The sequence below is a fragment of the Nocardia arthritidis NBRC 100137 genome (assembly GCF_001612765.1).
Classification (GTDB): domain Bacteria; phylum Actinomycetota; class Actinomycetes; order Mycobacteriales; family Mycobacteriaceae; genus Nocardia; species Nocardia arthritidis.
In genome coordinates, this window is record NZ_BDBB01000015.1 from 24303 (window position 1) to 48399 (window position 24097).

At 68.8% G+C, this 24097-nt stretch carries 18 protein-coding genes and 1 pseudogene; 9 read left to right on the forward strand and 10 right to left on the reverse strand.

Annotation, left to right across the window (positions count from 1 at the left end):
• Nucleotides 1–149 precede the first annotated feature (149 nt).
• Nucleotides 150–860 (forward strand): alpha/beta fold hydrolase, encoded by a 711-nt coding sequence (locus tag NA8_RS12110; RefSeq protein WP_063050490.1) that lies wholly within the window; start codon nucleotides 150–152, stop codon nucleotides 858–860.
• Between the two features lie 54 nt (nucleotides 861–914).
• On the opposite strand, the gene uvrA is transcribed toward NA8_RS12110, so the two are convergent.
• A complete protein-coding gene (uvrA, locus tag NA8_RS12115) occupies nucleotides 915–3866 on the reverse strand; it encodes an excinuclease ABC subunit UvrA (protein ID WP_063050491.1) in 2952 nt (983 codons plus the stop codon).
• 488 nt (nucleotides 3867–4354) lie between these two features.
• Between uvrA and NA8_RS12120 the strand changes: the two genes are divergently transcribed.
• Nucleotides 4355–5944, forward strand: coding sequence for a sensor histidine kinase (locus NA8_RS12120; RefSeq protein ID WP_369690252.1), 1590 nt, complete (start codon nucleotides 4355–4357; stop codon nucleotides 5942–5944).
• A 3-nt stretch (nucleotides 5945–5947) separates the two neighbouring features.
• On the opposite strand, the gene NA8_RS12125 is transcribed toward NA8_RS12120, so the two are convergent.
• Both NA8_RS12125 and NA8_RS12130 read right to left on the reverse strand, forming a co-directional pair.
• The gene (locus NA8_RS12125) at nucleotides 5948–6658 is read right to left on the reverse strand and encodes a sigma 54 modulation/S30EA ribosomal C-terminal domain-containing protein (RefSeq protein ID WP_245663791.1); all 711 of its coding nucleotides are present in this window, start codon (nucleotides 6656–6658) and stop codon (nucleotides 5948–5950) included.
• 249 nt (nucleotides 6659–6907) lie between these two features.
• The gene (locus tag NA8_RS12130) at nucleotides 6908–8050 is read right to left on the reverse strand and encodes a beta-ketoacyl synthase N-terminal-like domain-containing protein (RefSeq protein WP_063050588.1); all 1143 of its coding nucleotides are present in this window, start codon (nucleotides 8048–8050) and stop codon (nucleotides 6908–6910) included.
• A 276-nt stretch (nucleotides 8051–8326) separates the two neighbouring features.
• Between NA8_RS12130 and NA8_RS12135 the strand changes: the two genes are divergently transcribed.
• The 3 genes and pseudogenes from NA8_RS12135 (at nucleotide 8327) to NA8_RS12145 (ending at nucleotide 12435) form a co-directional block, all read left to right on the forward strand.
• Complete coding sequence (locus NA8_RS12135) at nucleotides 8327–9676, forward strand: diguanylate cyclase domain-containing protein (RefSeq protein ID WP_063050493.1); 1350 nt, start codon at nucleotides 8327–8329, stop codon at nucleotides 9674–9676.
• 5 nt (nucleotides 9677–9681) lie between these two features.
• A pseudogene (locus NA8_RS12140) lies at nucleotides 9682–9966 on the forward strand (antibiotic biosynthesis monooxygenase family protein); the annotation flags it as partial.
• 171 nt (nucleotides 9967–10137) lie between these two features.
• Nucleotides 10138–12435 (forward strand): HelD family protein, encoded by a 2298-nt coding sequence (locus tag NA8_RS12145; RefSeq protein ID WP_439957380.1) that lies wholly within the window; start codon nucleotides 10138–10140, stop codon nucleotides 12433–12435.
• A gap of 85 nt (nucleotides 12436–12520) precedes the next feature.
• Here the strand turns inward: NA8_RS12145 and NA8_RS12150 are convergent, their stop codons facing one another.
• From NA8_RS12150 to NA8_RS12160, 3 genes are all read right to left on the reverse strand, one after another.
• Nucleotides 12521–12973 (reverse strand): universal stress protein, encoded by a 453-nt coding sequence (locus NA8_RS12150; protein WP_040866066.1) that lies wholly within the window; start codon nucleotides 12971–12973, stop codon nucleotides 12521–12523.
• Between the two features lie 487 nt (nucleotides 12974–13460).
• Complete coding sequence (locus NA8_RS12155) at nucleotides 13461–13874, reverse strand: DoxX family protein (RefSeq protein WP_063050495.1); 414 nt, start codon at nucleotides 13872–13874, stop codon at nucleotides 13461–13463.
• A 28-nt stretch (nucleotides 13875–13902) separates the two neighbouring features.
• Nucleotides 13903–14802, reverse strand: a complete 900-nt coding sequence (locus NA8_RS12160; RefSeq protein WP_084466724.1) for a helix-turn-helix domain-containing protein — start codon at nucleotides 14800–14802, stop codon at nucleotides 13903–13905.
• A gap of 52 nt (nucleotides 14803–14854) precedes the next feature.
• On the opposite strand from NA8_RS12160, the gene NA8_RS12165 reads away from it, so the two are divergent.
• The gene (locus tag NA8_RS12165; protein WP_063050496.1) at nucleotides 14855–15325 is read left to right on the forward strand and encodes a VOC family protein; all 471 of its coding nucleotides are present in this window, start codon (nucleotides 14855–14857) and stop codon (nucleotides 15323–15325) included.
• 65 nt (nucleotides 15326–15390) lie between these two features.
• Here the strand turns inward: NA8_RS12165 and uvrB are convergent, their stop codons facing one another.
• Nucleotides 15391–17580, reverse strand: a complete 2190-nt coding sequence (uvrB, locus tag NA8_RS12170; protein WP_063050591.1) for an excinuclease ABC subunit UvrB — start codon at nucleotides 17578–17580, stop codon at nucleotides 15391–15393.
• A gap of 500 nt (nucleotides 17581–18080) precedes the next feature.
• On the opposite strand from uvrB, the gene NA8_RS12175 reads away from it, so the two are divergent.
• Nucleotides 18081–18731 carry a ribonuclease FAU-1 family protein gene (locus NA8_RS12175; protein WP_084466725.1) on the forward strand — a complete coding sequence of 217 codons (651 nt, stop codon included), beginning with the start codon at nucleotides 18081–18083 and terminating at the stop codon, nucleotides 18729–18731.
• Between the two features lie 56 nt (nucleotides 18732–18787).
• A complete protein-coding gene (locus tag NA8_RS12180; RefSeq protein ID WP_063050497.1) occupies nucleotides 18788–19312 on the forward strand; it encodes a ribonuclease FAU-1 family protein in 525 nt (174 codons plus the stop codon).
• 58 nt (nucleotides 19313–19370) lie between these two features.
• Here NA8_RS12180 and coaE read toward each other — a convergent pair whose 3' ends face one another.
• Together coaE and NA8_RS12190 are read right to left on the reverse strand one after the other, a co-directional pair.
• The gene (gene coaE, locus NA8_RS12185) at nucleotides 19371–20582 is read right to left on the reverse strand and encodes a dephospho-CoA kinase (protein ID WP_063050498.1); all 1212 of its coding nucleotides are present in this window, start codon (nucleotides 20580–20582) and stop codon (nucleotides 19371–19373) included.
• Between the two features lie 1038 nt (nucleotides 20583–21620).
• A complete protein-coding gene (locus tag NA8_RS12190) occupies nucleotides 21621–22043 on the reverse strand; it encodes a MarR family winged helix-turn-helix transcriptional regulator (RefSeq protein WP_063050499.1) in 423 nt (140 codons plus the stop codon).
• A 105-nt stretch (nucleotides 22044–22148) separates the two neighbouring features.
• Between NA8_RS12190 and NA8_RS12195 the strand changes: the two genes are divergently transcribed.
• Nucleotides 22149–23747, forward strand: coding sequence for an MFS transporter (locus NA8_RS12195; protein ID WP_084466726.1), 1599 nt, complete (start codon nucleotides 22149–22151; stop codon nucleotides 23745–23747).
• Here NA8_RS12195 and NA8_RS12200 read toward each other — a convergent pair.
• Complete coding sequence (locus tag NA8_RS12200) at nucleotides 23689–24054, reverse strand: hypothetical protein (RefSeq protein ID WP_218019441.1); 366 nt, start codon at nucleotides 24052–24054, stop codon at nucleotides 23689–23691. The genes NA8_RS12195 and NA8_RS12200 overlap by 59 nt on opposite strands.
• Between the last annotated feature and the right edge of the window lie 43 nt (nucleotides 24055–24097).

The following is a 24097-nucleotide window of genomic DNA, read 5'->3' on the forward strand; positions in this document are numbered from 1 at the left end:
GCCGCCGACCGCGGGCGGCATACGGCGAGGACATACCCGTCGGGCCCCGGCCCGACGGAATTCCGAATCGCGGCAGAAATTGTGGGCGAATCACGCACTGAGACAACGATGTTTAGGAAATTTCCCAACGGTTAGGGCACAGTGAGCCCATGGCTACTCGGATTCTGCTCGCTCCCGGATTCTGGCTCGGTGCATGGGCGTGGGACGAGGTCGCACCCGATCTGCGGCAGCGCGGCAACGAGGTAATGGCGCTCACGCTCCCCGGCCTGGACGCGGCTGATCCCGATCGATTGTCGGCCACCTTGGAATCCCAGGCGCAAGCCATCATCGACGCGGTGCCCGCGGGCGAGACCGTCGTGCTCGTCGCGCACTCCGGCGGTGCGGCGCCCGCCTATCTCGCCATCGATCGGGCGCCCGCCCTGTTCCGCCGGGCGATCTACGTCGACAGCGCGCCGCTGCCCAACGGCTTCGTCATCAACTCCGCCCTGGACATCGCCGCGCGCGAGTGGGCGCTGCCGGAATGGTCCGAACTGGAGGCGGGAGGCAGCAGCTTGGCGGGCCTGGACGAAGCCGCCCTGGCGCGCTTCCGGGAGCGCGCCGTGCCGGAGCCCACGTCCGTCGCGGCCGCGCCGCTGCGATTGAGCGATTCGGCCGAGCGGCTGGCGGTTGCCACCACCGTGATCTGCAGCAGCATGACCGCCGGTCTGGTCGAGAAGCTGCGGGACAACGGGGAAGCAGCCATCTTCGCCGAACTGGCGCGCATCGATGCCGAGTATGTCGACCTGCCGACGGGGCACTGGCCGATGTGGTCGAAGCCGAAGGAACTCGCCGGACTTATCCATACCATCGCCAACCGCTGAGGCGAAAGCGGCGCGGCCCCGGTGCATCGGGGCCGCGCCGCATCGGACGAGGGGTCAGCCGACCGCCGCGGTCTTCTTCACCGCGCGCTTGGTGGCCTTCGCCGCGGTCTTCTTCGCCGGAGCCTTCTTCGCGGCGGTCCGCGGCGCGGGCGGCTGGTCCAGCACCTCTTTGAGGAACTGGCCGGTGTAGCTGTGCGCGACGGCCGCGACCTCTTCCGGCGTGCCCTCCGCCACCACGGTGCCGCCGCCCGAGCCGCCCTCGGGGCCCATGTCGATCACCCAGTCCGAGGTCTTGATGACGTCCAGATTGTGTTCGATGACGATCACCGTGTTGCCCTTGTCCACCAAGCCGTTGATGACGTTGAGCAGCTTGCGGATGTCCTCGAAGTGCAGGCCCGTGGTCGGCTCGTCGAGGATGTACACGGTGCGGCCGGTGGACCGCTTCTGCAACTCGGCGGCGAGCTTCACCCGCTGGGCCTCGCCACCGGAGAGGGTGGGAGCACTCTGCCCGAGGCGCACATAGCCGAGCCCGACGTCCACCAGGGTCTTGAGATAGCGGTGGATCGAGGTCACCGGCTCGAAGAACTCGGCGGCCTCCTCGATGGACATGTCCAGCACCTCGGCGATGGTCTTGCCCTTGTAGTGCACCTCGAGGGTTTCCCGGTTGTACCGGGCCCCGTGGCAGACCTCGCAGGGGACGTAGACGTCCGGCAGGAAGTTCATCTCGATCTTCAGCGTGCCGTCGCCGGAGCATGCCTCGCAGCGACCGCCCTTGACGTTGAACGAGAACCGGCCCGGCTGGTATCCCCGCACCTTCGCCTCGGTGGTGGCCGCGAACAACGTGCGGATCTTGTCGAACACGCCGGTGTAGGTGGCCGGATTCGACCGCGGCGTGCGGCCGATCGGCGACTGGTCCACCTGCACCAGTTTGTCGAGGTGGTCGAGGCCGTTGACCCGGGTGTGCCTGCCGGGCACCTGCCGCGCGCCGTTGAGCCGGTTCGCCAGCACCGTCGCCAGGATGTCGTTCACCAAGGTCGACTTGCCCGATCCGGAGACGCCCGTCACCGAGGTGAGCACGCCGAGCGGGAATCCGACGTCGATGCCCTGGAGATTGTGCTCGCTCGCCCCGACGACGGTCAGCTGGCGCTTCTTGCCGACCGGACGGCGCACCATCGGCACCTCGATCCGCTCCCGGCCCGACAGGTACGCACCGGTCAGCGAGTTCGGGTCGGTGAGCAGTTCTTCGTAAGGCCCGCTGTGCACCACCGTGCCGCCGTGCTCGCCTGCGAACGGGCCGATGTCGACCACCCAGTCCGAGGCGCGGATGGTGTCCTCGTCGTGCTCGACCACGATCAATGTGTTACCGAGATTGCGCAGGCGCGTGAGGGTTTCGATGAGCCTGCGATTGTCCCGCTGGTGCAGGCCGATGGACGGCTCGTCGAGCACGTACAGCACCCCGACCAGACCGGAGCCGATCTGGGTGGCGAGCCGGATGCGCTGCGCCTCACCGCCGGAGAGCGTGGCGGCCGCGCGGGACAGCGTGAGGTACTCCAAGCCCACATCGAGCAGGAAGCCCAGCCGCGCCTGTACCTCCTTGAGCACCTGCCCGGCGATGGCCGCCTCGCGCTCCCCCAGGGTGAGCGAATTGAGGAACGCCGAGCACTCGCCGATGGACAGGTCGCTGACGTCGGCGATGGACTTCTTGTCGCCGTTCGCGGCGATGGTGACGGCGAGGATCTCCGGGCGCAGCCGGGCGCCGTTGCACACCGGGCACGGGATGTCGCGCATGTACCCGTCGTAGTGCTCTTTCATCTGCTCGGACTCGGTGCTCTCCAGGCGCCGCTGCAGGAACGGCATCACGCCCTCGAAGTCCGCGTAGTACGAGCGCTTGCGGCCGTAGCGGTTGGTGTAGGACACGTGCACCTGGTCGGCGCTGCCCTCCAGCACCGCTTTGCGCGCCTTGGGCGGAAGATCCTGCCACGGGGTGTCCATGGAGAAGCCGATGGCGTCGGCGAGACCGGACAGCAGCCTGGTGAAGTACTCGGCGGTCTGGCCGCGCGACCACGGCGCGATGGCGCCGTCGTTGAGGCTCAGCGCCGGGTCGGGCACCACCAGTTCCGGGTCGACCTCCTTGCGGATGCCGAGGCCGGTGCAGTCCGGGCAGGCACCGTAGGGCGAGTTGAACGAGAACGAGCGCGGCTCCAGGTCCTCGATGTCCAGCGGGTGACCGTTCGGGCAGGCGAGGCGCTCGGAGAAGCGGCGCTCCCGGTCGTGCGCGTGCTCGTCGCGATCGACGAAGTCGAGCACCACGATGCCGTCGGCGAGCCGCAGCGCGGTCTCGATCGAGTCGGTCAGCCGCTGCTTGGAACCCGGCTTCACCGCCAGCCGGTCGACCACGACCTCGACGTCGTGCTTCTCCTGCTTCTTCAGCTTCGGCGGGTCGGTGAGCGGATACACCACGCCGTCGACCCGCACACGGGAGTAGCCCTGGGAGTTCAGCTGGTCGAACAGGTCGACGAACTCGCCCTTGCGGGTGCGCACCACCGGGGCGAGCACCTGAAAGCGGATGCCCTGCTCCATGGCCAGCACCTGGTCGACGATCTGCTGCGGCGTCTGCTTGGCGATCAGCTCGCCGCACACGGGACAGTGCGGCGTGCCCGCCCGCGCGTAGAGCAGCCGCAGATAGTCGTAGACCTCGGTGATGGTGCCCACGGTGGAGCGCGGGTTGCGGTTGGTCGACTTCTGGTCGATGGACACCGCGGGCGACAGGCCTTCGATGAAGTCGACGTCGGGTTTGTCCATCTGGCCCAGGAACTGCCGCGCGTACGCCGACAGCGACTCGACGTAGCGGCGCTGCCCTTCGGCGAAGATCGTGTCGAAGGCCAGGCTCGACTTGCCGGAGCCGGACAGACCGGTGAACACGATGAGGCTGTCGCGGGGCAGGTCGAGATCGACACCCTTCAGGTTGTGCTCCCGAGCTCCGCGCACAGTGAGGCGTTCCGCCACAGGCCGTCCCTTCTCCTTCGTGTTCGGCGTCCAGACATACCCCCGGCCGCCATGCTAGGCATGGGCACCGACAAGTTTCGCGGACCGCCCGTCACCTCGACGAATGGCGGGAACCGGCGACCGGACATTACGGATCGGGCCGGGGAAACAGGCCAGGACGCCTCCGTAGCATCGCCCTCCCGACACGACTGGTCAACAGCGCGCCCACACTCGGCATTCCCCTCGCCACGGCCGTCACGCTGCCGTCGCCGCCCACACCCGAGGCAGCCGGGACCTGGGAGGCGAGTGATCGACAGCGGAGTGGCGCGGCCACCCGGCGGACGCGCGGTGCTCGACGTCACCCGCGTGTGTGTGACGACCCACATCGCGACCCTGGAACTCACGCCGGCCGGGACCACCGGGACCTCCGGCCGCGCCGACTCGTACGGGTCGTCGCTCGGCGCGACTTCGCAACGCACACCCGGACCGCCGATTAGACTGAGCGCGCTGTGCGCCCCCCACCGGCCTCCCCCGACTCCTTCATGACGGAACTCACCCCCCATCTCTCGTCAACGGTGCTCGACACTTTGCGTGCCCTCGTGCGGACCGCCACCCGTCTGGTCGACGCCCGCTACGGGGCGCTCGGTGTACGCGGACACGACGACCGGCTCGTCGAATTCATCTTCCAGGGCGTCGACGACCTGACGTCGGCCCACATCGGCCGCTCCCCACAAGGGCAGGGCGTCCTGGGCCTGCTGCTGGCGCACCCGCGACCGATCCGGCTGGACGACCTGTCGGAACACTCCGCCTCCGTGGGCTTTCCGCCCGGCCATCCGCCGATGGGCAGCTTCCTCGGCGTCCCGGTGCGGGTCGGCGAGGAGATCTTCGGCAATCTGTACCTCACCGAGAAGGCGGGCGGGCAACCGTTCACCGACGACGACGAGGCCATCGTGCTGGCGCTGGCCGCCGCGGCGGGCATCGCGATCGAGAACGCCAGGCTGTACGAATCCGCGCGGACCAAGCAGGCGTGGATCGAGGCGACCCGCGACATCGCGACCGAGTTCCTCGCGGGCACGGCGCCGGATCTGGTGCTCGCGCAAGTGGTCGCCCGCGCCCGCGCGCTGACCGGTTCGCAGCAGGCGCTGCTGGCCGTGGTAGCGCCCGCTACGCCGCCCGACGAAGCCACCGAACTCGTTGTGGCGCAATGGTTCGGTCCCGGGCCGGGCCCGGAGCGGGTGCGCATCGCGGGCACCGTCACCGGTACGGCGTTCACGCAGCGCGCGCCGGTACAGGTGCCGCAGGCCGCCGCGGCGGATCTCGGCGCCGCGGTGGGCCCGGCGGGGCCCGCGCTGGTGCTGCCGTTGCAGACCGCGGATCTCGCGCTCGGCGTGCTGATCATCGCCCGGCCACCCGGGGCTCCCCCCTACCCCGGCGAATTGGTCGAGCTGACCGCCGCGTTTACCGACCAGGCGGCCCTGGCCATGCAACTGGCCGAGACCCAGCGCCGGATGCGCGAACTCGACGTGCTCGCCGACCGTGACCGCATCGCGCGCGATCTGCACGACCACGTCGTCCAACGATTGTTCGCGGTCGGTCTCGGGTTGCGGGCGACCGCAGCACGCACGCAGGATCCCGAAGTCCGGCAAAGGCTTTCGGCCGAGATGGACGGTTTACAGGAGGTCGTCCAGGAGATCCGCACGTCGATCTTCGACCTGCACGGCGGCGACCCGCTGCGGCGGCGACTGGAGGACGCGATCCGCCAGCAGACCGCCGACGGCGCCTTCCGGACCAGTGTGCGATTCGCCGGACCGCTGTCGGTGGTGGGCGACGCGCTGGCCGACCACGCGGAAGCCGTGGTGCGCGAATCGGTCAGCAACGCGGTGCGTCATTCCGGCGGCAACCGGCTCGCCGTCGAGATCACCGTCGGCGACGAGCTGACCGTGCTCGTCGAGGACAACGGCGCGGGCATGCCCGCAGAGGTCACACCGAGCGGGCTGGCCAACCTCGCGCAGCGCGCGAGCATGTCCGACGGCCGCTGCACGGTCGGGCGCGCCGAGAGCGGCGGCACCAGGGTGCACTGGTCCGCGCCGCTGGCCTAGCGATCAGACGGGGGCGACGAGCGCCAGATCGCCGTCGTGGCGCCGGTACAGCAGCCCGCCCCGGCCGCTGCCCGGGTCGGTACAGAACAGGAACGGCAATCCGCTGCGGCACAACACCGTCGCCGCCTCGGCCGGAGGCAGGCATGCGGCCGGCTCCGCGTCCACGACGATCGGCGGGGCGCCCCGGACCAGCTCCGGCGACCGGATCGGCGGATACGTCGCCTGCTGGCGGATGAGCCGCACGCCCGGCGCTGCCCAGTGCACCACCGCGTCCTGGCCGGTCTCGGCGTCGGTGAACAGGTGGGCCTCGTAATCCATGGCGTCCAGCACCGCGACCGCTTCGGCGGGCGTGCAGGTGGACAGGGCACACTGCTTGCGGCGAACGATCGGACGCGGCTCCCCGGCACACGCCAGCGGCGGCCGGGCCGGTTCGGGCCAGGTCCGCGCTTCCCGCGCGGCCAGCCGGGCCAGTCGGCGGTCGAGCCGCTCGGCGGCGAAGGTCACCGCGAACCCGCGCGGCCCGGTGGCCTGGACCCGGGTCACGACGTCCCGGTGGCGGACGTCCACCTGCACCACCGTCGCGGCCTCCGGGCCGGGCAGCGCGCCGAGGCGCACCCGGGCGGGAGCGTCGAGATGGTGTCTGCGCAGCACGCGGGAGACGGCTCGCACCGCCCGCGTGACGTCCAACGCGGCCACCTCCCCTCGTGTGGTCACCGCGACTTCCGGCCCCGCGGCCGTCGTCCACTGATCCGATACGCACCGCGGCCCCGATGAGACCATCTGCATTGCCCCGCTCTCCGGATCGATCCGTCCCGCCCTATGCCAGCACCACGTGCGGTGCCGCGAACAGGGCCGAAAGTCCCCATCGGCGAAAAGTGCTGGCACAGGCCCGAATCAGGCTCGCGAGCCGGGCCGGGGGTAATCCGCGTGGCGAATCGCGATCGGCGACCGCGCCGACCACGGTCAGGCGGCGCCGAGCACTACGACGGAGTTGTTGCCGCCCATGCCGAGGGAGAGCTTCAGGGTGACGCCGCCCTCGAACGGCGTCGGGCCGTCCAGCAACCGTGGATGCGCGGGCGCGACGATCGGGGCCGCGGGCACGATGCCGCGGTCGTAGCCGAGCGCGGCCGCCGCCACCTCGACGGCGGCCGCCGCGCTCTGGCAGTGGCCAGCCAGCGGCTTCAACGCGTAGATGTGCGGATGGCCGGCGAACAGGTGCTCGATCAGATGATGTTCGGCCACATCGCACTGCCGGGTCCCGGTGCCGTGCGCGTTGAAATAGCGCACGTCCGCGGCGGCGACCTCCGCGGCGGCGAGCGCGCGGCGAGCGCAGTCGAGGATCTGCTCGTGCGTCGGGTCGACCGAGACCACGTGATAGGCGTCGTTGGACATCGCGCCGCCGAGTACCGCGGCGTAGGGCCGGTCCGCCGAACGGGTCAGCACGAACGCCACCGAGGCCTCCCCCATGCTGAACCCGCGGCTGCCCTGCTGGAAGGGGCGGCACGCGTCCAGCGGTTCGGCGTCGGCGACCGCGGCGCCGAGCCGGACGAAGCTCTCCACCATGTCCGGGGTGGCGGACAGGTCGGTCGCCACGAAGATCACGTCGTCGGCCATGCCCGCGTCCAGCCAGAGCTTCGCGGTGATCAGCGCGACATTGGCGGAACTGCACGCGGCGGACACGTTCATGGCCGGACCATGGAAGCCGAACTCCTGCATCAGCATCGAGACCGGGGTGGAGGGCAACAGCCGCAGGTAGTCCCTCGACCGGCGGTTGCCCCCGTCGACGAGGTAGAAGTCGCGCCAGTCGGCCACGTCGCCGAGCACGATGGCGTGCAGCAGACCGACCGTGCGGCCGGGCCGCCAGCCCCGCTCGCGGGCGTCGGCGACGGCCTCCCGCGCCGCCTCGTGCACCGCCCGCCCGTAACGGCTCGTGCTCAGCTCGGGATCGCCGCCGTCGGGCACCAGCGAGACCCACGCGTCCTCGTCACGGCCGGGCCCGTAGCCGGGCTGCAGGGCGGCGGCCGACTTGCCGCTGAGCAAGCCGTCCCACAGCCGTTCGCGTCCCCACCCGTAGCCGGTGATCGCGCCGATCCCGGCGATGGTCATGAGATCTCGATGCCTCGGCGGAGTTCGCAACCGCGCGGCGGTGTTCGGGTCGGCACCCGGCATGTTTCGCTCCTTCACCGGCTGCCCGGGGCGCTCGAGTGGTTCGCCCCTTCTCGACTCGGCAGCCGGTATCTGCCATGATCGCCGGACCTCGGCCGAGAACGTGCCAGTACTGTGATCGAAGCAATACCGTGGACGATGTGATCTTGTACACGTCGATACCAGAATGATCCCGTGTTCCAATGGCCATAATCGGGTCGATGATCGGGGGTTCGAGTGGGTGACGACAAGCTGGCCGCCGCGGTCGACGCCGCCGAACAGCTGGCCGCGCGCTACCGTTCCCTGGTCGAACACACCCCGGACGGAATCTGTGTGCACGAGCGCGGCCGGGTCGTCTACGTCAACCCGGCGACCGTCCGCCTGCTCGCCGCGGAGAACGCCGAGGAAATCGTCGGCCGCCCGCTGACCGACTTCGTCCACCCCGCGTCCGTCCCCTCGATGCTCGACCGCATCAGCACCCTCACCACCGCGGGCGCGGCCTCGATCCCCACCGAGATGACGCTGATGCGGGTGGACGGCGGCACCGTCCCCGTGGAGACGGTGTCGGTGCTGACCGCCTGGCACGACCACCTCGCCTACCAGGTGGTGATCCACGACCTCACCGCCCAGCGCCACGCCGAGGCCGCGCAGCGCAGAGCGGAGCACTACTTCACCACGGTCGTCTCCCAGTTGGAGGAGGGCGTCGTGGTGATCGATCCGGAGGGCCGCATCGAATCGATGAACCCGGCGGCCAAACGCATCTTCGGCACCGAGGGACCCGACCGCCAGGTGATCGGGCGCACCATCCAGTCGCTGCCGCTGGTGCTGCTGGACGCGAACGCCCAGTTGCTGCCGCCGAGCCGCCATCCCGTGGCGCGCACGCTCGCCACGGGCGAGACCATCACGGGCTACGTCTTCGGCGTCGACCGGGTGGACGGTCAGCGCCGCTGGCTGTCGGGCAGCAGTCGCCTGCTCAACCCCGGCGACCCGCGCTCCTCGGCCGTGTCCTCCTTCGCCGACATCACCGAATTCCGTGCCAGCAGGCGACAATTGGAGTATCAGGCCACGCACGACTCGCTCACCGGGCTGGCCAACCGCTCGCTGATCCTTTCCCAGCTGGCCGCCGCGCTGGCCAGCACCGACGAACTGCTGCCGGTGTCCACCGTGCTGTTCATCGACCTGGACGGGTTCAAGGCGATCAACGACACCCTCGGGCACGCCATCGGCGACACGGTGCTGCAGATCGTCGCCCAGCGGTTGCAGCGCGCACTGCGCAGCGACGACATCGTCGGCAGGCTCGGCGGCGACGAGTTCCTGGTGCTGCTGTCCGGCCGAACCCGCCGCGTCGACATCGAAGCACTGATGAGCAGGTTGCGTTCCACCATGGCCGAGCCGATCATCGCGCGCGGGCACCGGATCGAGGTGAACGCCTCGATCGGCGTCACCGAACTCGAGGTGGGCGACCGGCGCAGCCCGGAAGCCGTGCTGCACGACGCGGACCTGGCGATGTACCGCGCGAAGCCGCCGGGGCGACGCGAAGGCACTGTCACCAAGGGCCGCAGGCCGAACAGCACCCACGCCTCCTGACGCCCATGATCATCGAACACGCCCTGTTGCCGGTTCGTCCCGAGAGGGCGGCAGATTTCGAGGCCGCTTTCGCCGCGGCGCGACCGATCATCGCGAGCATGCCCGGCTTCCGGTCGCTGTCGCTGTCGCGCGGTGTGGAGTCGCCGGGCAGCTACCTGCTCCGGGTGGAATGGGACCGGCTCGACGATCACGTCGTCGGATTCCGCGGCTCGCCGGAGTATCAGCGCTGGAAGGACCTGCTACACCACTTCTACGATCCGTTCCCGGTGGTCGAGCACTTCACGCCGGTACCACTCACCCCGGACGACGACCCGGGCACCGCTTCGCAGCCGGGGCCATCACCTGCGGTTACGGCGAGCCCGCCGCCGCCCCGGTAGAATCGACAACTCTGCTTTCCGCGCGTTCACCTGCCCGGCCGGGGTAGCGTGCGCGCGCCTGTTCGCGGTGACAAGGAGTTCAGTTTGCCCGACCTCACTCAGGACCGTGCCGCCCACGACGGCACCCCAGAGCGGACCCGCGAGACCGACCGGGAACAGGCGTACCTGTCGGTGCTGTACGAGCGGCTGGACGAAATGCGCGATTACGCGCGCAACCGGTTGCGCACGGTGCTGCTGGAGACCGGGGGCACCCCGCAGGCGCGCAGCGAACGAGAGTCCTTCAGCCAGCTCTACACCGAGGACCTGGCGAAATACGACGCCGCCGAGCACGGCCTGTGTTTCGGCCGCATCGACCTCGACGGCGAGCAGGAGGAGTACCGCTACATCGGCAGGCTCGGCATCCTCGACGAGAAGGACGACTACGAGAGCCTGCTGCTGGACTGGCGCGCCCCGCTGGCGCGTCCGTTCTACCTGGCCACCACCGCGGCGCCGGACGGCGTGACCCGGCGCAGGCACATCCGCTCGCGCAATCGCAAGGTCACCGCGATCAACGACGAGTACCTCGACCTGGAGGCCGCGCGCCGGGCCGGCGTCACCGACGCCGACGGCGGCGTCGGCAGCGAGAGCGCGCTGCTGTCCGCGCTCAACGCCGCGCGCACCGGTCACATGAACGACATCGTCGAGACCATTCAGCACGAGCAGGACGCGATCATCCGCTCCGAGCACAAGAGCGTGCTCGTCGTGCAGGGCGGGCCGGGCACCGGCAAGACCGCCGTCGCGCTGCATCGCGCGGCGTATCTGCTCTACACCTATCGTCAGCAGCTGGCCAAGAGCGGCGTGCTGATCATCGGCCCGAACGCCACCTTCCTGGACTACATCGGCCAGGTGCTGCCGTCGCTCGGCGAGACCGGCGTGCTGCTGTCCACCATCGGCGATCTGTACCCGGGCGTGCGAGCGGCCCGCGAGGACTCGCTGCGCGCCGGCGAGATCAAGGGTTCGCTGACGATCCTGGAGGTGCTCAAGCAGGCGGTGCGCGACCGCCAGGAAGTGCCAGCCGAACCCGTCCTGCTCAGCTTCGACGGCTATCCGGTGACGCTGGATCGCAAGATCGCCACCAAGGCCCGCGGCCGCGCCCGGTCCTCGCGCCGCCCGCACAATCTGGCCCGGCCGATCTTCGCCGCGTCGGTGATCGACGCGCTGACCGATCAGCTGGCCGAGACCATGGGCTCCGATCTCTCCGGCGGCCCCAGCCTGCTCAGCTCGGCCGACCTCACCGAGATCCGCGACGAGATGCGCGCCGATCCGCAGATCCAGGCCGCCATCGCGGAACTCTGGCCGATCCTGTCCCCGCAGGACGTGCTGGCCGACCTGCTCGCCGACCCGAAGCGGCTGGACCGGGCCGCGAGCTCGCTGGACCCGGCCGACCGCGCCGAATTGCTGCGACCGGACGACGGGCGGTTCAGCGCCGCCGACGCGCCGCTGCTGGACGAGCTGGCCGAGCTGCTCGGCGTGGACGACACCGAGGAACGCGAGCGCGCCCGTCGCCGCTGGCGCGCCCGGATCGCCGAGGCGCAGGACGCCCTCGACATCCTCACCGGCTCCGCCCCGCAGGATCTCGAGGACGATCTCGATCCCGAGATCCTCATGGCCTACGACCTGATCGACGCGAGCCAGTTGGCCGAACGACAGGACACCCGCACCCGCCAGACGACCGCGGAGCGCGCCGCGGGCGACCGCACCTGGACCTACGGTCACGTGATCGTGGACGAGGCGCAGGAGCTGTCGGAGATGGCATGGCGCATGGTGATGCGGCGCATTCCGAACCGGTGGGTCACCGTGGTCGGGGACGTCGCGCAGACCGGCGACCCGGCGGGCGCGTCCTCGTGGCAGCGGATGCTGGAGCCCTACGTCGCGTCCCGGTGGAAACTGACCGAGCTCACCGTCAACTACCGCACTCCCGCGGAGATCATGGACGTCGCGGCCGACGTCCTTGCCGAAATCGATCCGGCGGCGACCGCACCGCGTTCGGTCCGCGAGACCGGCGTCGCGCCGCGTGCGTACCGGGTCGCGCCCGTCGAGGTGAACGCGGAGGTGGCCCGGCTGGTAGCCACCGAGACGGGGCCGGGCACCACGGCGGTGATCGCGCCGCAGGCGCTGGTGGCGGAGTTGGCCGATCTCGCGGGCGAGTCGGTGCGGGTGCTGACCGTGCACGAGGTGAAGGGCTTGGAGTTCGACGCGGTCTACCTGGTGGAACCGCAGGAAATCCTCGGCGAATCGCCCCGCGGGCTCAACGATCTGTACGTCGCGCTGACGCGCGCCACCCAGCGGCTCGGCGTGGTGCACGGTGCGGACCTGCCCGGCGTGCTCGCCCGGCTGCGCTGATCGGCGCCCGGCGCTCGGAACGAGAAAGGCTCCGCGCCACATCGCGATTCGCGACGGACACGGAGCCTTTCGATCGTCGCGAGACTCAGCGCACGGTGTGCACGATCAGGACGTCGGAGCGGGACTTGCGCGCCACGTCGGAGGGCACCGAGCCGAGCAGCCGCCCGGCCAGGGTGTTCAGGCCCCGGTTACCGACGACCAACAGGTCGGCGTCGACCTCCTTCATCAGCGCGAGCAGCGATTCCACCGGCTCGCCGACGATGGCGCGCTCGACGATGTCGGCCGCACCCGCCGCGATCGCCTTGTCGCGGGCGATGCGCAGGATCTCGTTGGTCGGCGCGGAACCGCGTACCTGGTAGGCCTCTTCCTTGAGCACGTCGGCCGCGGCCGCGACATCGCGGTCGTCGGTCGGGTAGTACGCGCAGGCGATGACCAGGGTCGCGCCGGACACACCGGCCAGGGCCCCTGCCTTCTCGACGGCGACATACGACGAGTCCGAGCCATCGGTACCGACGACAATGGTCCGGTAGGCGGTCATTCTCTCCTCCAACTATGCGGTGGGTCAGGTGCCGCGCGCGGGTTCGTCCCGGTTCGACCGGGCCGCCGGCGCGGCGACTGGGCTCGACCATAGCGGCAAACCGGGCGGAAATATCAGAAATCGCAAGACATCACACTCGGGGTGTTCGGCCATTCCCGCCGCGGATTCGCCAGGGAATGCCGGAAGGGCCTGAGCAACCAGGGCAGACTCAATTCCGGGGAACTAAACCTGTGAAGTGCCACAACCGCGTCGAACCGTTTTGCGGCCCTGGGATATTCATCACAGAGCCAGGTCCGTCACATGAAGACCGGTCCGTCCGGCCCGTGAATCACGCGTCGGGAACAGGCCGATGAGAACCGGACTACCGTGCCGCCAGGGCCACTGCCGATACTTTGCCCGAAATATGCCAAGAATCGCTCCTATGCGGTCCATGGCTTGCTCTTCCTGCGCTGAAAACGATGCGCAATATTAGCGCGAAGGGGCTGGACTAGAGGTCGAAAAGGGGCCCGGTGATGGTCAATCCGAGTTCGTCGACGTGTGCGAAGAACGCGAACAACATCAGGGCGGCGCCCACCAGAGCCACGTCCTTGCTGAACTGGATCAGCTCGCTCTGCCTGGTCTCCTCGTCGGTCTCCTGCCAGAACCGGTGCATCACGACGGCGGTGGGCAGCAGCGCGAGAACGAGCAGCAGTGCACCGAGGTCGGCCCAGACACCCAGCAGCACGCTCAGGCCGCCGAGGGCGAACAGCAGGCCCGAGCCGAGCACGGCGGCCTTCGCCATCGGGACTCCCTTGCTCTGGGCGTACCCGGCCATCGCCTCGGTCCGGGCGAAGTGCCCGAGGGCGGAAGTCAGGAACAGCACCGCGAACAACACTCGTCCGATCAATACCACGACGTCCATGTCCGGCTCCTCGTCGGCAGTCCGGCAACTAATCCCGCGTCCGTACGACCTTCGCGGTAACCTCGTTGCGGAAGCGTAGCGAATTCTTGGCGTATTCGAGGGGGGCCATACCCACTTCCATGGTGAACTCACGCGAGAAGTGCGCCTGGTCGAAATAACCGAGTTCCGCGGCCAATGCCGCGAGATCTTCGGTACGGCCCTTCGCGAGCAGATCGGCGCCGTCCTGCAATCGGTAGCGCCGCAGCACCCATTTCGGACCCACACCGACGTACCGGCGGAACATGCGCTGCAGCGTACGGGCGGGCACATCGAATCGCTCGGCGATCTGATCGACCCTGGTCAGCTCCTGGTCGGTGGCCATGGCGTCGACGATGCGCAGCACCAGGTGATACGTCGGGTCCGCCACGGCGGGATGGTCCGCGAGGTAGTCCTCGACGGCAAGGCGGCGCCACTCGGCGGTCGGTGCGTCGAATATCCGCTCGGTCAGGCTCGCGGCGTCGGGCAGCACGTCGTCGATGGGCACGGCGCGGTCGCGGAACGAACCGACATGGAGGCCGGTGAACGCGCCGAACCCGCCCGCGCGGAAACGGACCCCGAACGTCTCCCCCTGCCCGCTGAGTTCACGGATGAATTTCGTGGTGACCACGCCGTTGACGAATCCGCCGGTGCGCGTCTCGGACCGTTCGAAGGTGAGGTTCACGCTCGGGTAGGAGAGCACCTCGGCTCGGTACGGCGGCCTGCCGCGCAGATCCCAGCGCACCGCCCAATACCACTCGACGTAGCGGTCCACCGCCGGGCTCGGCGGCAAGCGGAGCAGGGAGCGATGCTTCGCCTGCTCGTCCGGGTGCAGGATTCCCTTGGTGTCGGTGAGCGCGGCGGGGTTGCGAGCCTGCGGCGGCTCGGCGGCGGATTCGGCACTAGGCGGCACGGTGTCGCTTTCTTACAAGACCCACCGGCCGCGATCGGCGAAAGTGGTGGGCATGACGAACACAGTGAATCCCATCGCCGACGGCTACCACTCGATCACCTGTTTTCTCGCGGTCGGCGACGGCAACAAAGCGATCGATTTCTACACCGCCGTCTTCGAGGCCGAGGTGATCACTCGCAACGACCTGCCCGATGGTCAGCCGGCGCACGCGGAATTGAAGATCGGCGACTCGACCCTCCAGATGGGGATGCCCATTCCCGACAACGGCGTCTTGGCACCGAACGGGGAGTGGGTGCACACCTCGATCGTGCACTACTGCCCGGACGTCGACGCGGTCGTGCGGCGCGCCGTCGAACACGGCGCCCGCAACGTGGAGGAGCCGCAGACCTTCGTCACCGGCGATCGGTTCGCCGTGGTGATCGATCCCTTCGGCCACCGCTGGGCGGTGCTCACCAAGGTCGAGGACGTCTCGCGCGAAGAGGCCGAGCGCCGGGTGAACGAATGGATGGCCACCCAGTCCTGATGGCTCGGCTGCCTCCGCGGTTGTCCGGCGAACGGCCCGCGGAGGCAGCGCGGCTGCGATCCGGATCAACTCAATCCGGCGGCGTCCATGCCGCGCAATTCCTTCTTCAGATCCGCGATCTCGTCGCGCAGACGTCCGGCGAGCTCGAACTGCAACTCGCGCGCGGCGTTCATCATCTGTGCCGTCAGTTCTTTGACGAGATCGGCGAGTTCGGCGCGCGGCATCGACTTGACGTCGCGGCCCTCGTACACGCCCGCGCTCACCGCCCGGCCGGGCTCGCCTTGCGCACGCCTGCCGCGGCTGGCATTGCGGCCGGAGCCGCCCACCTCCACCTCGGTCTCGTCGGCCTCGCGGTACACCTGGTCGAGGATGTCGGCGATCTTCTTGCGCAGCGGCTGCGGATCGATGCCCATCTCCTCGTTGTAGGCGATCTGCTTCGCGCGGCGACGCTCGGTCTCGTCGATGGCGAACTGCATGGAGTCGGTGATCTTGTCCGCGTACATGTGCACTTCGCCGGAGACGTTGCGCGCCGCGCGGCCGATCGTCTGGATCAGCGCGGTTGTGCTGCGCAGGAATCCCTCCTTGTCGGCGTCGAGAATCGCTACCAGCGACACCTCGGGCAGGTCGAGGCCCTCGCGCAGCAGGTTGATGCCCACGAGCACGTCGTATTCGCCGAGCCGCAGCTGCCGCAGCAACTCGACGCGGCGCAGGGTGTCGATCTCGGAGTGCAGGTAGCGCACCCGGACCCCCAGCCCGAGCAGGTAATCGGTGAGATCCTCGGCCATCTTCTTCGTGAGCGTGGTGACCAGGACGCGCTCGTCGCGCTCGGTGCGTTGCCTGATCTCGTGGATCAGATCGTCGATCTGGCCCTTCGTCGGCTTCACCACCACCTTGGGGTCGACCAAGCCGGTCGGCCGGATGACCTGCTCGACCACCTCACCGCCGGTCTGCCCGAGTTCGTACGGGCCGGGGGTGGCCGACAGGTAGACCGTCTGCCCGATCCGATCGGCGAATTCCTCCCAGGTCAGCGGCCGGTTGTCCACCGCGGACGGCAGCCGGAAGCCGTATTCCACCAGATTGCGCTTGCGCGACATGTCGCCTTCGTACATACCGCCGATCTGCGGAACGGTGTTGTGCGACTCGTCGATGACGAGCAGGAAGTCCTCCGGGAAGTAGTCCAGCAGCGTCGCGGGCGCCGAACCGGCCGGGCGGCCGTCGATGTGGCGGGAGTAGTTCTCGATGCCGGAGCAGAAGCCGACCTGGCGGATCATCTCCAGGTCATACTGGGTGCGCATACGCAGCCGCTGCGCCTCGAGCAATTTGCCCTGGCGTTCCAGCTCGGCGAGCCGACCCTCGAGTTCGGCCTCGATGTCGCGCACCGCGCGCTCCATCCGATCCGGTCCGGCTACGTAGTGAGTGGCGGGGAAGATCCGCAGCATGTCCACCTGGCGGACCACGTCACCGGTGAGCGGGTGCAGGTAGTACAGCGCTTCGATCTCGTCACCGAAGAACTCGATGCGGACGGCCAGCTCCTCGTAGGACGGGATGATCTCCACGGTGTCGCCGCGCACCCGGAACGAGCCGCGGGTGAACGCCATGTCGTTGCGGGTGTACTGCACGTCGACCAGCAGCCGCAGCAGCGCGTCCCGGTCGATCTCGGTGCCGACCTGCAACTGCACCGAGCGATCGAGATACGACTGCGGCGTGCCGAGGCCGTAGATGCACGACACCGAGGCGACCACCACCACGTCGCGCCGGGACAGCAGGCTGGAGGTCGCCGAATGGCGCAGCCGCTCGACATCGTCGTTGATCGAGCTGTCCTTCTCGATGTAGGTGTCGGTCTGCGCGATGTACGCCTCGGGTTGGTAGTAGTCGTAGTAGGAGACGAAGTACTCGACGGCGTTGTGCGGGAGCATCTCGCGCAGTTCGTTGGCCAGCTGGGCGGCGAGCGTCTTGTTCGGCGCCATCACCAGCGCCGGCCGCTGCAACCGCTCGATCAGCCAGGCCGTGGTGGCCGACTTTCCGGTACCGGTGGCGCCGAGCAGCACAACGTCGCGCTCCCCCGCTTTGATCCTGCGCTCCAATTCGGCGATCGCGGCGGGCTGGTCTCCCGCCGGCTGGTGCTCGCTGACCACCTCGAACCGGCCGCCGACGCGCTCGATCTCGCCGACGGGGCGGAACTCCGAGTGCGCGAGCGGCTGCTCGGCCGCCCTGTCCTCGAAGCCCTCCGCCGGAATCTCGGTTGCGAATGCCATGCTCACCAGCGTAGGCCCACCCACCGACAGGTTTCCCGGGGTGGCGAACGGGCCCGATTCCGGCGACTGCACGGGACCAGACCCGCCATGTGAATTCAGTCACACTCGAAGTGGTCGGCGATCTACCGGCCGCCGGAGGCGGGGCGCGGGGATGAGTCCGCGCCTACCCGGAAACTTGCCGCCACCCGAGACCGAGCGATACGCGACTGCGCATCGTGGGTACACCGATATCGAGTCCTGCCAATCACTTTCGACGAAGCGCTGCGCGCAGAATCCCGATCACTCACGGTGGCACGGGGTTATCCGAAGCGGACGCGTGGACGCCCGGCGCGCCGGCGTCCTCACAACCGGGCCGAGACCGCTCGGCGCATTCGGTTACATGTCCGAAATGTCCGTTGCCGCAATAGGTTTCGTGTTCGAGAACACCTTATCGCGAACCGCGCGGTGACCCCGCGCCAGGTGTAACCTGATCTGGTTGTTCGGACGTGAGGACAAGAGCCATGAGCGGTCTGATTCCATTGCTCGTTGCCATGCCGGCCGTGACCGGCCTCGCCGGGTACGTCGCCAGAGACATCCGCGCGGTGGTTCCCTCCGTCGGCGGCGCCACACCGGCAGCGCCACCGGGGCCACTCGACGCGACCGCCCCGGCGCCACACCGGCCCAGGGTGGAATTCTTCAATCTGGCCGAACTCACCAATACCGATGCCAAGGGCTTCGTCCGCCCGGTCGAGCGTTTCCACGTCGAGCCGTGGGGCCTGTACATGGCACGCCCGGTCGCCGGCCCGGATTCGCACTACCTCGAATCCTGGTTGCTGCCGGAACTCTCGTTGCGCGCGACGCTGACGCGGACCAACCCGGCACACCATCGCGAACGCGTCTATCGCCTCGACATCGGGGAGTTCACCCGGGTCGGCCCGAAGCGCTGGAAGGCCGTCGACCACTACCTCGACATCGCTGTGCGCCCGCGCCACACCGCCGAACTCCTCGGGGTCGACGAGCTGCTGGCCTCGCATGCCGCCGGGCTGGTCGACACGGCACAGGCGCACCGGGCGTTCGAACGGGCCACGGCGGTGCTGGACGGGCTGGCCGCGCACGATCACTGCGTGGAGGAGTGGCTGGCCACCCACGGCATCACGCTCACCTGGATGTAGCCCGCCGATCACTGCATCGACTCGACGGGTCGAGCGCGACGGTAGATTCTTGATACATGACGCAGGCACCTACCGTCGACGTGCACCGCCCGAAGGTCGAGTACTTCAACATCGCGGATCTGACGAACACGGATCCGAAAGGCTTCGTGCGCCCGGTCGAGAAGTACCGCGTCGAGCCGTGGGGCCTGTACATGGCGCGCACGTCGGACCATCCGCAGTTCCACTACATCGAGTCCTGGCTGCTGCCGAAGCTGCACCTGCGCGCGACGGTCTTCCACTACCTTCCGGCGCATCGGCGCGACCAGGACTACTACCTCGACGTCGGTGATTTCACGGCGGTCGCCCCGAAGAAGTGGAAGGCCGTCGATCACTATCTCGACATCATCGTGCGCTCCTCGCGCGACACCCAGCTGCTCGACGTCGACGAGCTGATCGCCGCGCACGCGGCCGGGCTGATCACGCTCGCCGACGCCGAGGCCGCCGTGCAGCACGCGACCGCCGCCATCGACGGCATCGCCGCCAACGGCCACACCCTCGAGGGCTGGCTGGAGACCATGGACATCACCTTGACCTGGCTGTAGCTCCGGTGCCCGCTCCGCGGTAGGACGCTGCCCGCCCGGCTCGGACACTCGCAGGCGGCTAGGACGCCGACGAATCCCGCCAAGCAAGAGCCCTGGGATAGGCGGCGTCGAACCACGGCTCCTTGACGTCGAGGTAGGCGGCGGTCGCCGCCGCGCCCGTCAACCCCGCCGCCGCGGCTTCGCCCTCGCGCTTGACGGCGAGATACTCCGCGCGCGCCTCGTCGTCCGCGCGCAGCCAATCCCGCAGCAGCAGCGCGTACTGCTGCCCGGGCGAGCCCTCGGCACGCACGTGTACGTTCGCCAAACGGCCCGGGTCGGCGTTCTGATGGAAACGTTTGGTCCACAGCGCGGTATCGACGCCCGCGGGGTCCCGCGGTGTCGGCTTGGGATTGTCCTGGGTGGCCTCCGGCCGCACCGGGAATCCGGCCGCGCCGAGGGCGTCGCGCAAACCGTCGGCGGCATTCATATCGGTAACCGTGATCTGCAGATCGATCACGTCCTTGGCGGGCAGCCCCGGCACCGAGGTGGACCCGACGTGGTCGATGCGCGACGCGGCGCTGCCGCAGGCCACCCACAGACGGGCGATCAGCCGCAGCGCCTGCGCGGGCCAGGCCGGATCGGCCGGCACGAGCCGGATGCCGTCGCGGCGGGCGGGTGTTCCGGCACGCAGGTTCCGTTCGAACGGCACCAACCGCTCGGCCCACAGCCTGCGCACCTCGGCCTCGACCTTCCCGGGCGCGCCACTGTTGTCCAGCAACACATCGGCAACGGCTCGGCGCTGTTCATCGGTGGCCTGCGCCGAGATACGCGCCCGCGCATCGGCTTCGGCGACGCCACGGAATTCCACGAGGCGGCGAATACGTGTTTCGGCGTCGACGTCGACGATGAGCACGAGATTCATCAACGGCGCGAGACCGTTCTCCACCAGAAGCGGAATATCCTGCACGACAATGGCGTCCGCGGGCGCGGCCGCGATCAATTCCGCGGTGCGCTTTCCCACAAGCGGGTGGGTGATCGAATTCAGTTGCGCGCGCGCCGCGTCGTCACCGAATGCCTTGGCCGCCAGGGCAGGCCGGTCGAGGCTGCCGTCCGCGGCGAGAATGTCGGCACCGAACGCCTCGACCAGAGCGCCCAGCCCTTCGGTGCCCGGTTCGACCACCTCCCGGGCGATCAGGTCGGAGTCGATGACCACCGCGCCCAGGTCGGCGAGTGCCCGAGCCACCGTCGACTTCCCCGCGCCCATGCCTCCGGTGAGGCCGATTCGTAACATTCGACCAGTCTCGCATCCGGCGCACGCCCGAGCATCCGCCGCCCCGATCCGGCCCCGACGGGTAACGAGCCCGCGGAGACCGCCGGTCCGGTCGATTACCCGATGGGCTCGCGCATTCCACCACGGATGGCGCCATTTGCCCGATCCGTGACTGCGCCGAGACCGATTCGCAACAATTCCGGATGTTTACGGTTCGGCCGCGACGACTTTCCGACACGCCGAGGCAATTAGTCGGGCAAAATACTCTGCCGCGCAGTTTCGTTCCGCTAATCTTCGCCGTGGCGATCCAGGCCGACACCAGCGAAGCAAAGGAACACCATTGGGCACCAGAATCAACCAGACGGGTCGCCACCGCCTGGGCATGGCGGGGCGAGTGCACTGCATTCACATCCCCGCTGTCGCGGCGGCGCTCGCCGAGCACCGCCGCTCTTGGTTCACCGCGTTCATCAGTCCCGCGCGGCACAGTTTCGCTGCCATGCGGAACCGTCCGGCCGCACCCGCGGTCCGGTGGGTACCTGCAACCGCAAGCTGAACCCGAGTTCGAAGTGGCCCAGCCTCTCGCCAAGGCTGGGCCACTGTTTTGCGTGCCCGGAGCACGGTCGGGAATGAAGCAGAGCACCGTCCGACATCACCGTTCGTCGGCCGGCGAAATATCACCGAAGAATTCCCATGACCGAGCGATGAGCACGCGGGGTGCCGCCACGGTGGCCGGACTGCGCGGGCGCTCGATTCCATTTCGGACGACAATCGCCGCGGGCGAGATAGTTCCCGCACCCCCGGGACGATTTTCTCGCTAATCGCGATACCGCGCGAAAGACCGCGAGACAGCCGCATCCCCGTTCGCCATTTCGATGTGCCATGTTTCGCATCCCGCATACGAGCACGCGCTGCCGAGTCGTCGGGGAGCCCGGCATACACCGATGACGGCAAATTTCTGGACACGGCCACCGATCTGAGCTCATTTCCTCACCACTCGGCGGCTGGAAGCCGGGACGCTTCTCCTCCAGTGACCGCCCGGCGGCGCCCAGACCGACCGGCTCAGCCGGTCGTCACACGTCGTAGCAGCCCGTACAACTGCTTGCGCTCCGCCTCGTCGAGCACAGCCAGCGCGGGAACATCGCCGAACACCTCCCGGTCGAGCGTCTTCCGCAGTTCCTCCCCCCGGTCGGTGAGCGTCAACAGGCGCGCACGGCGATCGGACGGGTGAATCTCTTTGCGCACCAAGCCCAGCGCCTCCAGGCGATCCACCACGCTCGCGGTATTCGACAGGTCGGCACCCAACTGGAGGGACAGATCTTTCGGCGTCAGCGGCGTCGCCAATCGCCCCAAGGCTCTCGCCTGCGCCGGAGTCACGCCCAAACGTGCTGTGGCGGCAGCGAAATGCGTGCGCACCAAGCCGACCGCACGCTGCAGCACGTCGACCAACTCCGCCGTGCTCGGCGTCTCCCGGTGTTCGCTCACTCGCCCAGCCTACCCAGAGCCGAAACAATTGGTGGTTGACCACCAGTATGTGCTGATGCCATGATGGCGCAGACATTAGTGGTACACCACCAATAAGAGGACAGTATGACCGCTCCGACTATCGCGCCGCGCACGATACCGACGGCCAATTCGGCGTTGACCCTGCTGTGCACGGTCCAGATGATGCTGAACCTCGACGACACCGTGGTGAACGTCGCGCTTCCCACGATCCAGCGCTCGCTCGGCATGTCCGAGGGCGCGCTGACCTGGGTCGTCAACGCCTACCTCCTGCTGTTCGGGGGTTTCCTCATCCTCGGCGGCCGGTGCGCCGATCTGTTCGGCGGCAGACGCGTCTTCCTCGTGGGCGTTACCGTCTTCGCGGCCTCGTCCCTGACCACAGGTCTCGCCCAGAACGAGGTCATGCTCGTCGCGAGCCGTGCGGGGCAGGGCATCGGAGGCGCACTCGCCAGTCCGGCGGCGCTCAGCATCGTCGCGGGGCTGTTCACCGATCCGCGAGCACGCAGTCGCGCCCTGGGTATCTGGGCCGGCCTCGGCGGCCTGGCCGCCACGCTCGGCGTGATGCTCTCCGGCGTCATCACACAGTACGCGAGCTGGCGCTGGTGCTTCTTGATCAATGTGCCGATCGCGCTGGTCGCACTGGTCGCGATCCCCCGGCTGGTCACCCCGGAGGCACGCACGACCGGAGGCAGGCCGCGCGTCGACGGGCTCGGCGCGGCCCTGATCACCGGCGCTGTCGCGGCCTTCGACCTCGGGCTGATCGACAGCGGCCGGACCGCCTGGCCAACGACGGCGTTGCGCCTGGGTGCAGGCCTGCTGCTGTTGATCGCGTTCGTCGTGCGCGAACGGCGCCACGAATCACCGCTGGTACCCCTGTCGTTCTTCCGGGATCGCGATCGCGCCGTCGCCAATACGGCCAATGTCATGTTCTGCTCGGCGATCCTGTCGATGCTGTTCTTCCTCACCCTCCATCTGCAGCAGGTCATGCACTACACCCCGGCACGCACCGGCGCGGCGTGGCTGCCGTTCTGCGCGTTGGTGATCGCGGGCTTCGCGACCTCGACGACCCTGACCCCACGCCTGGGCGTCCGCACGGTACTTACCACCGCCATGGTCGCCTGCGGCCTCGGCATGCTCGCGCTGTCGCGCCTGTCACCGACCGATGGATACCTGGAGCTACTGCCGGGCATGCTGGCGGCCGGATTCGGCATGGGCTTGGCGTTCGTATCGATCACCATCGCCGCTGTCGGCGAAACCCACGAGGACATCACCGGTCTGGCCTCCGGACTGGTGACCACCACCCAACAACTCGGCGGCGCCTTCGGACTGGGGTTGCTCAGCACCCTCGCGATTCACCGGAGCACCGCGTCGCTGGCGTCGGGGACGCCCGTCGAGGCCGCCCTCACTCAGGGTTTCCGACTCGCGTTCGAAGCCGGCTCGGCGATTCTCGCCCTGGCGGCGCTGCTCGTCGGAGTCGGCATCACAGCCGGAGCCGGTACCGCCCCGGCGCCGACCCGGTGCTTCCGCGCCCTCGAGACGCCGAATGTTCGCCCGAGGGCGGAGAGACCGACGACGAGGCATCCACGGGAAGCCTCGTCGAAGGTGCGCCACCGGCGCGAATCTCGGATCACGCCGCAGTTGAGTGCAGCTGACGAGGAGGATTCGGCAGACCCAAGGCGGTGTTGAGCCGGTAGGCCCCGCCCAGTCCGTGGAAGATCGCCATGCTCAGACCGCCCAGGCCGATCCCCACAGCGCCGGCCCACGGATGAGTCGGCAGGTCGGCCCAGGACGCGATCATCGCCGTCAGCAGCAGCCCGAGGAATCCGGCCACGGCGTTGCGGACCGGCGCATTACCCGTCACGTTCGGGAACTCCTCCCCCATCATGCCTTTCACGAAGTGCGGAACGGCGTTCACCCCGAGGATCCCGGCGACCAGCGACAGGGCGACGGTGGACCACATCGGAACCACCTCACTTTCCAGTTCAGTCAACATTTGTAGACCGAAACCTACCGCCGCGCGACTATTGAGTCAACAC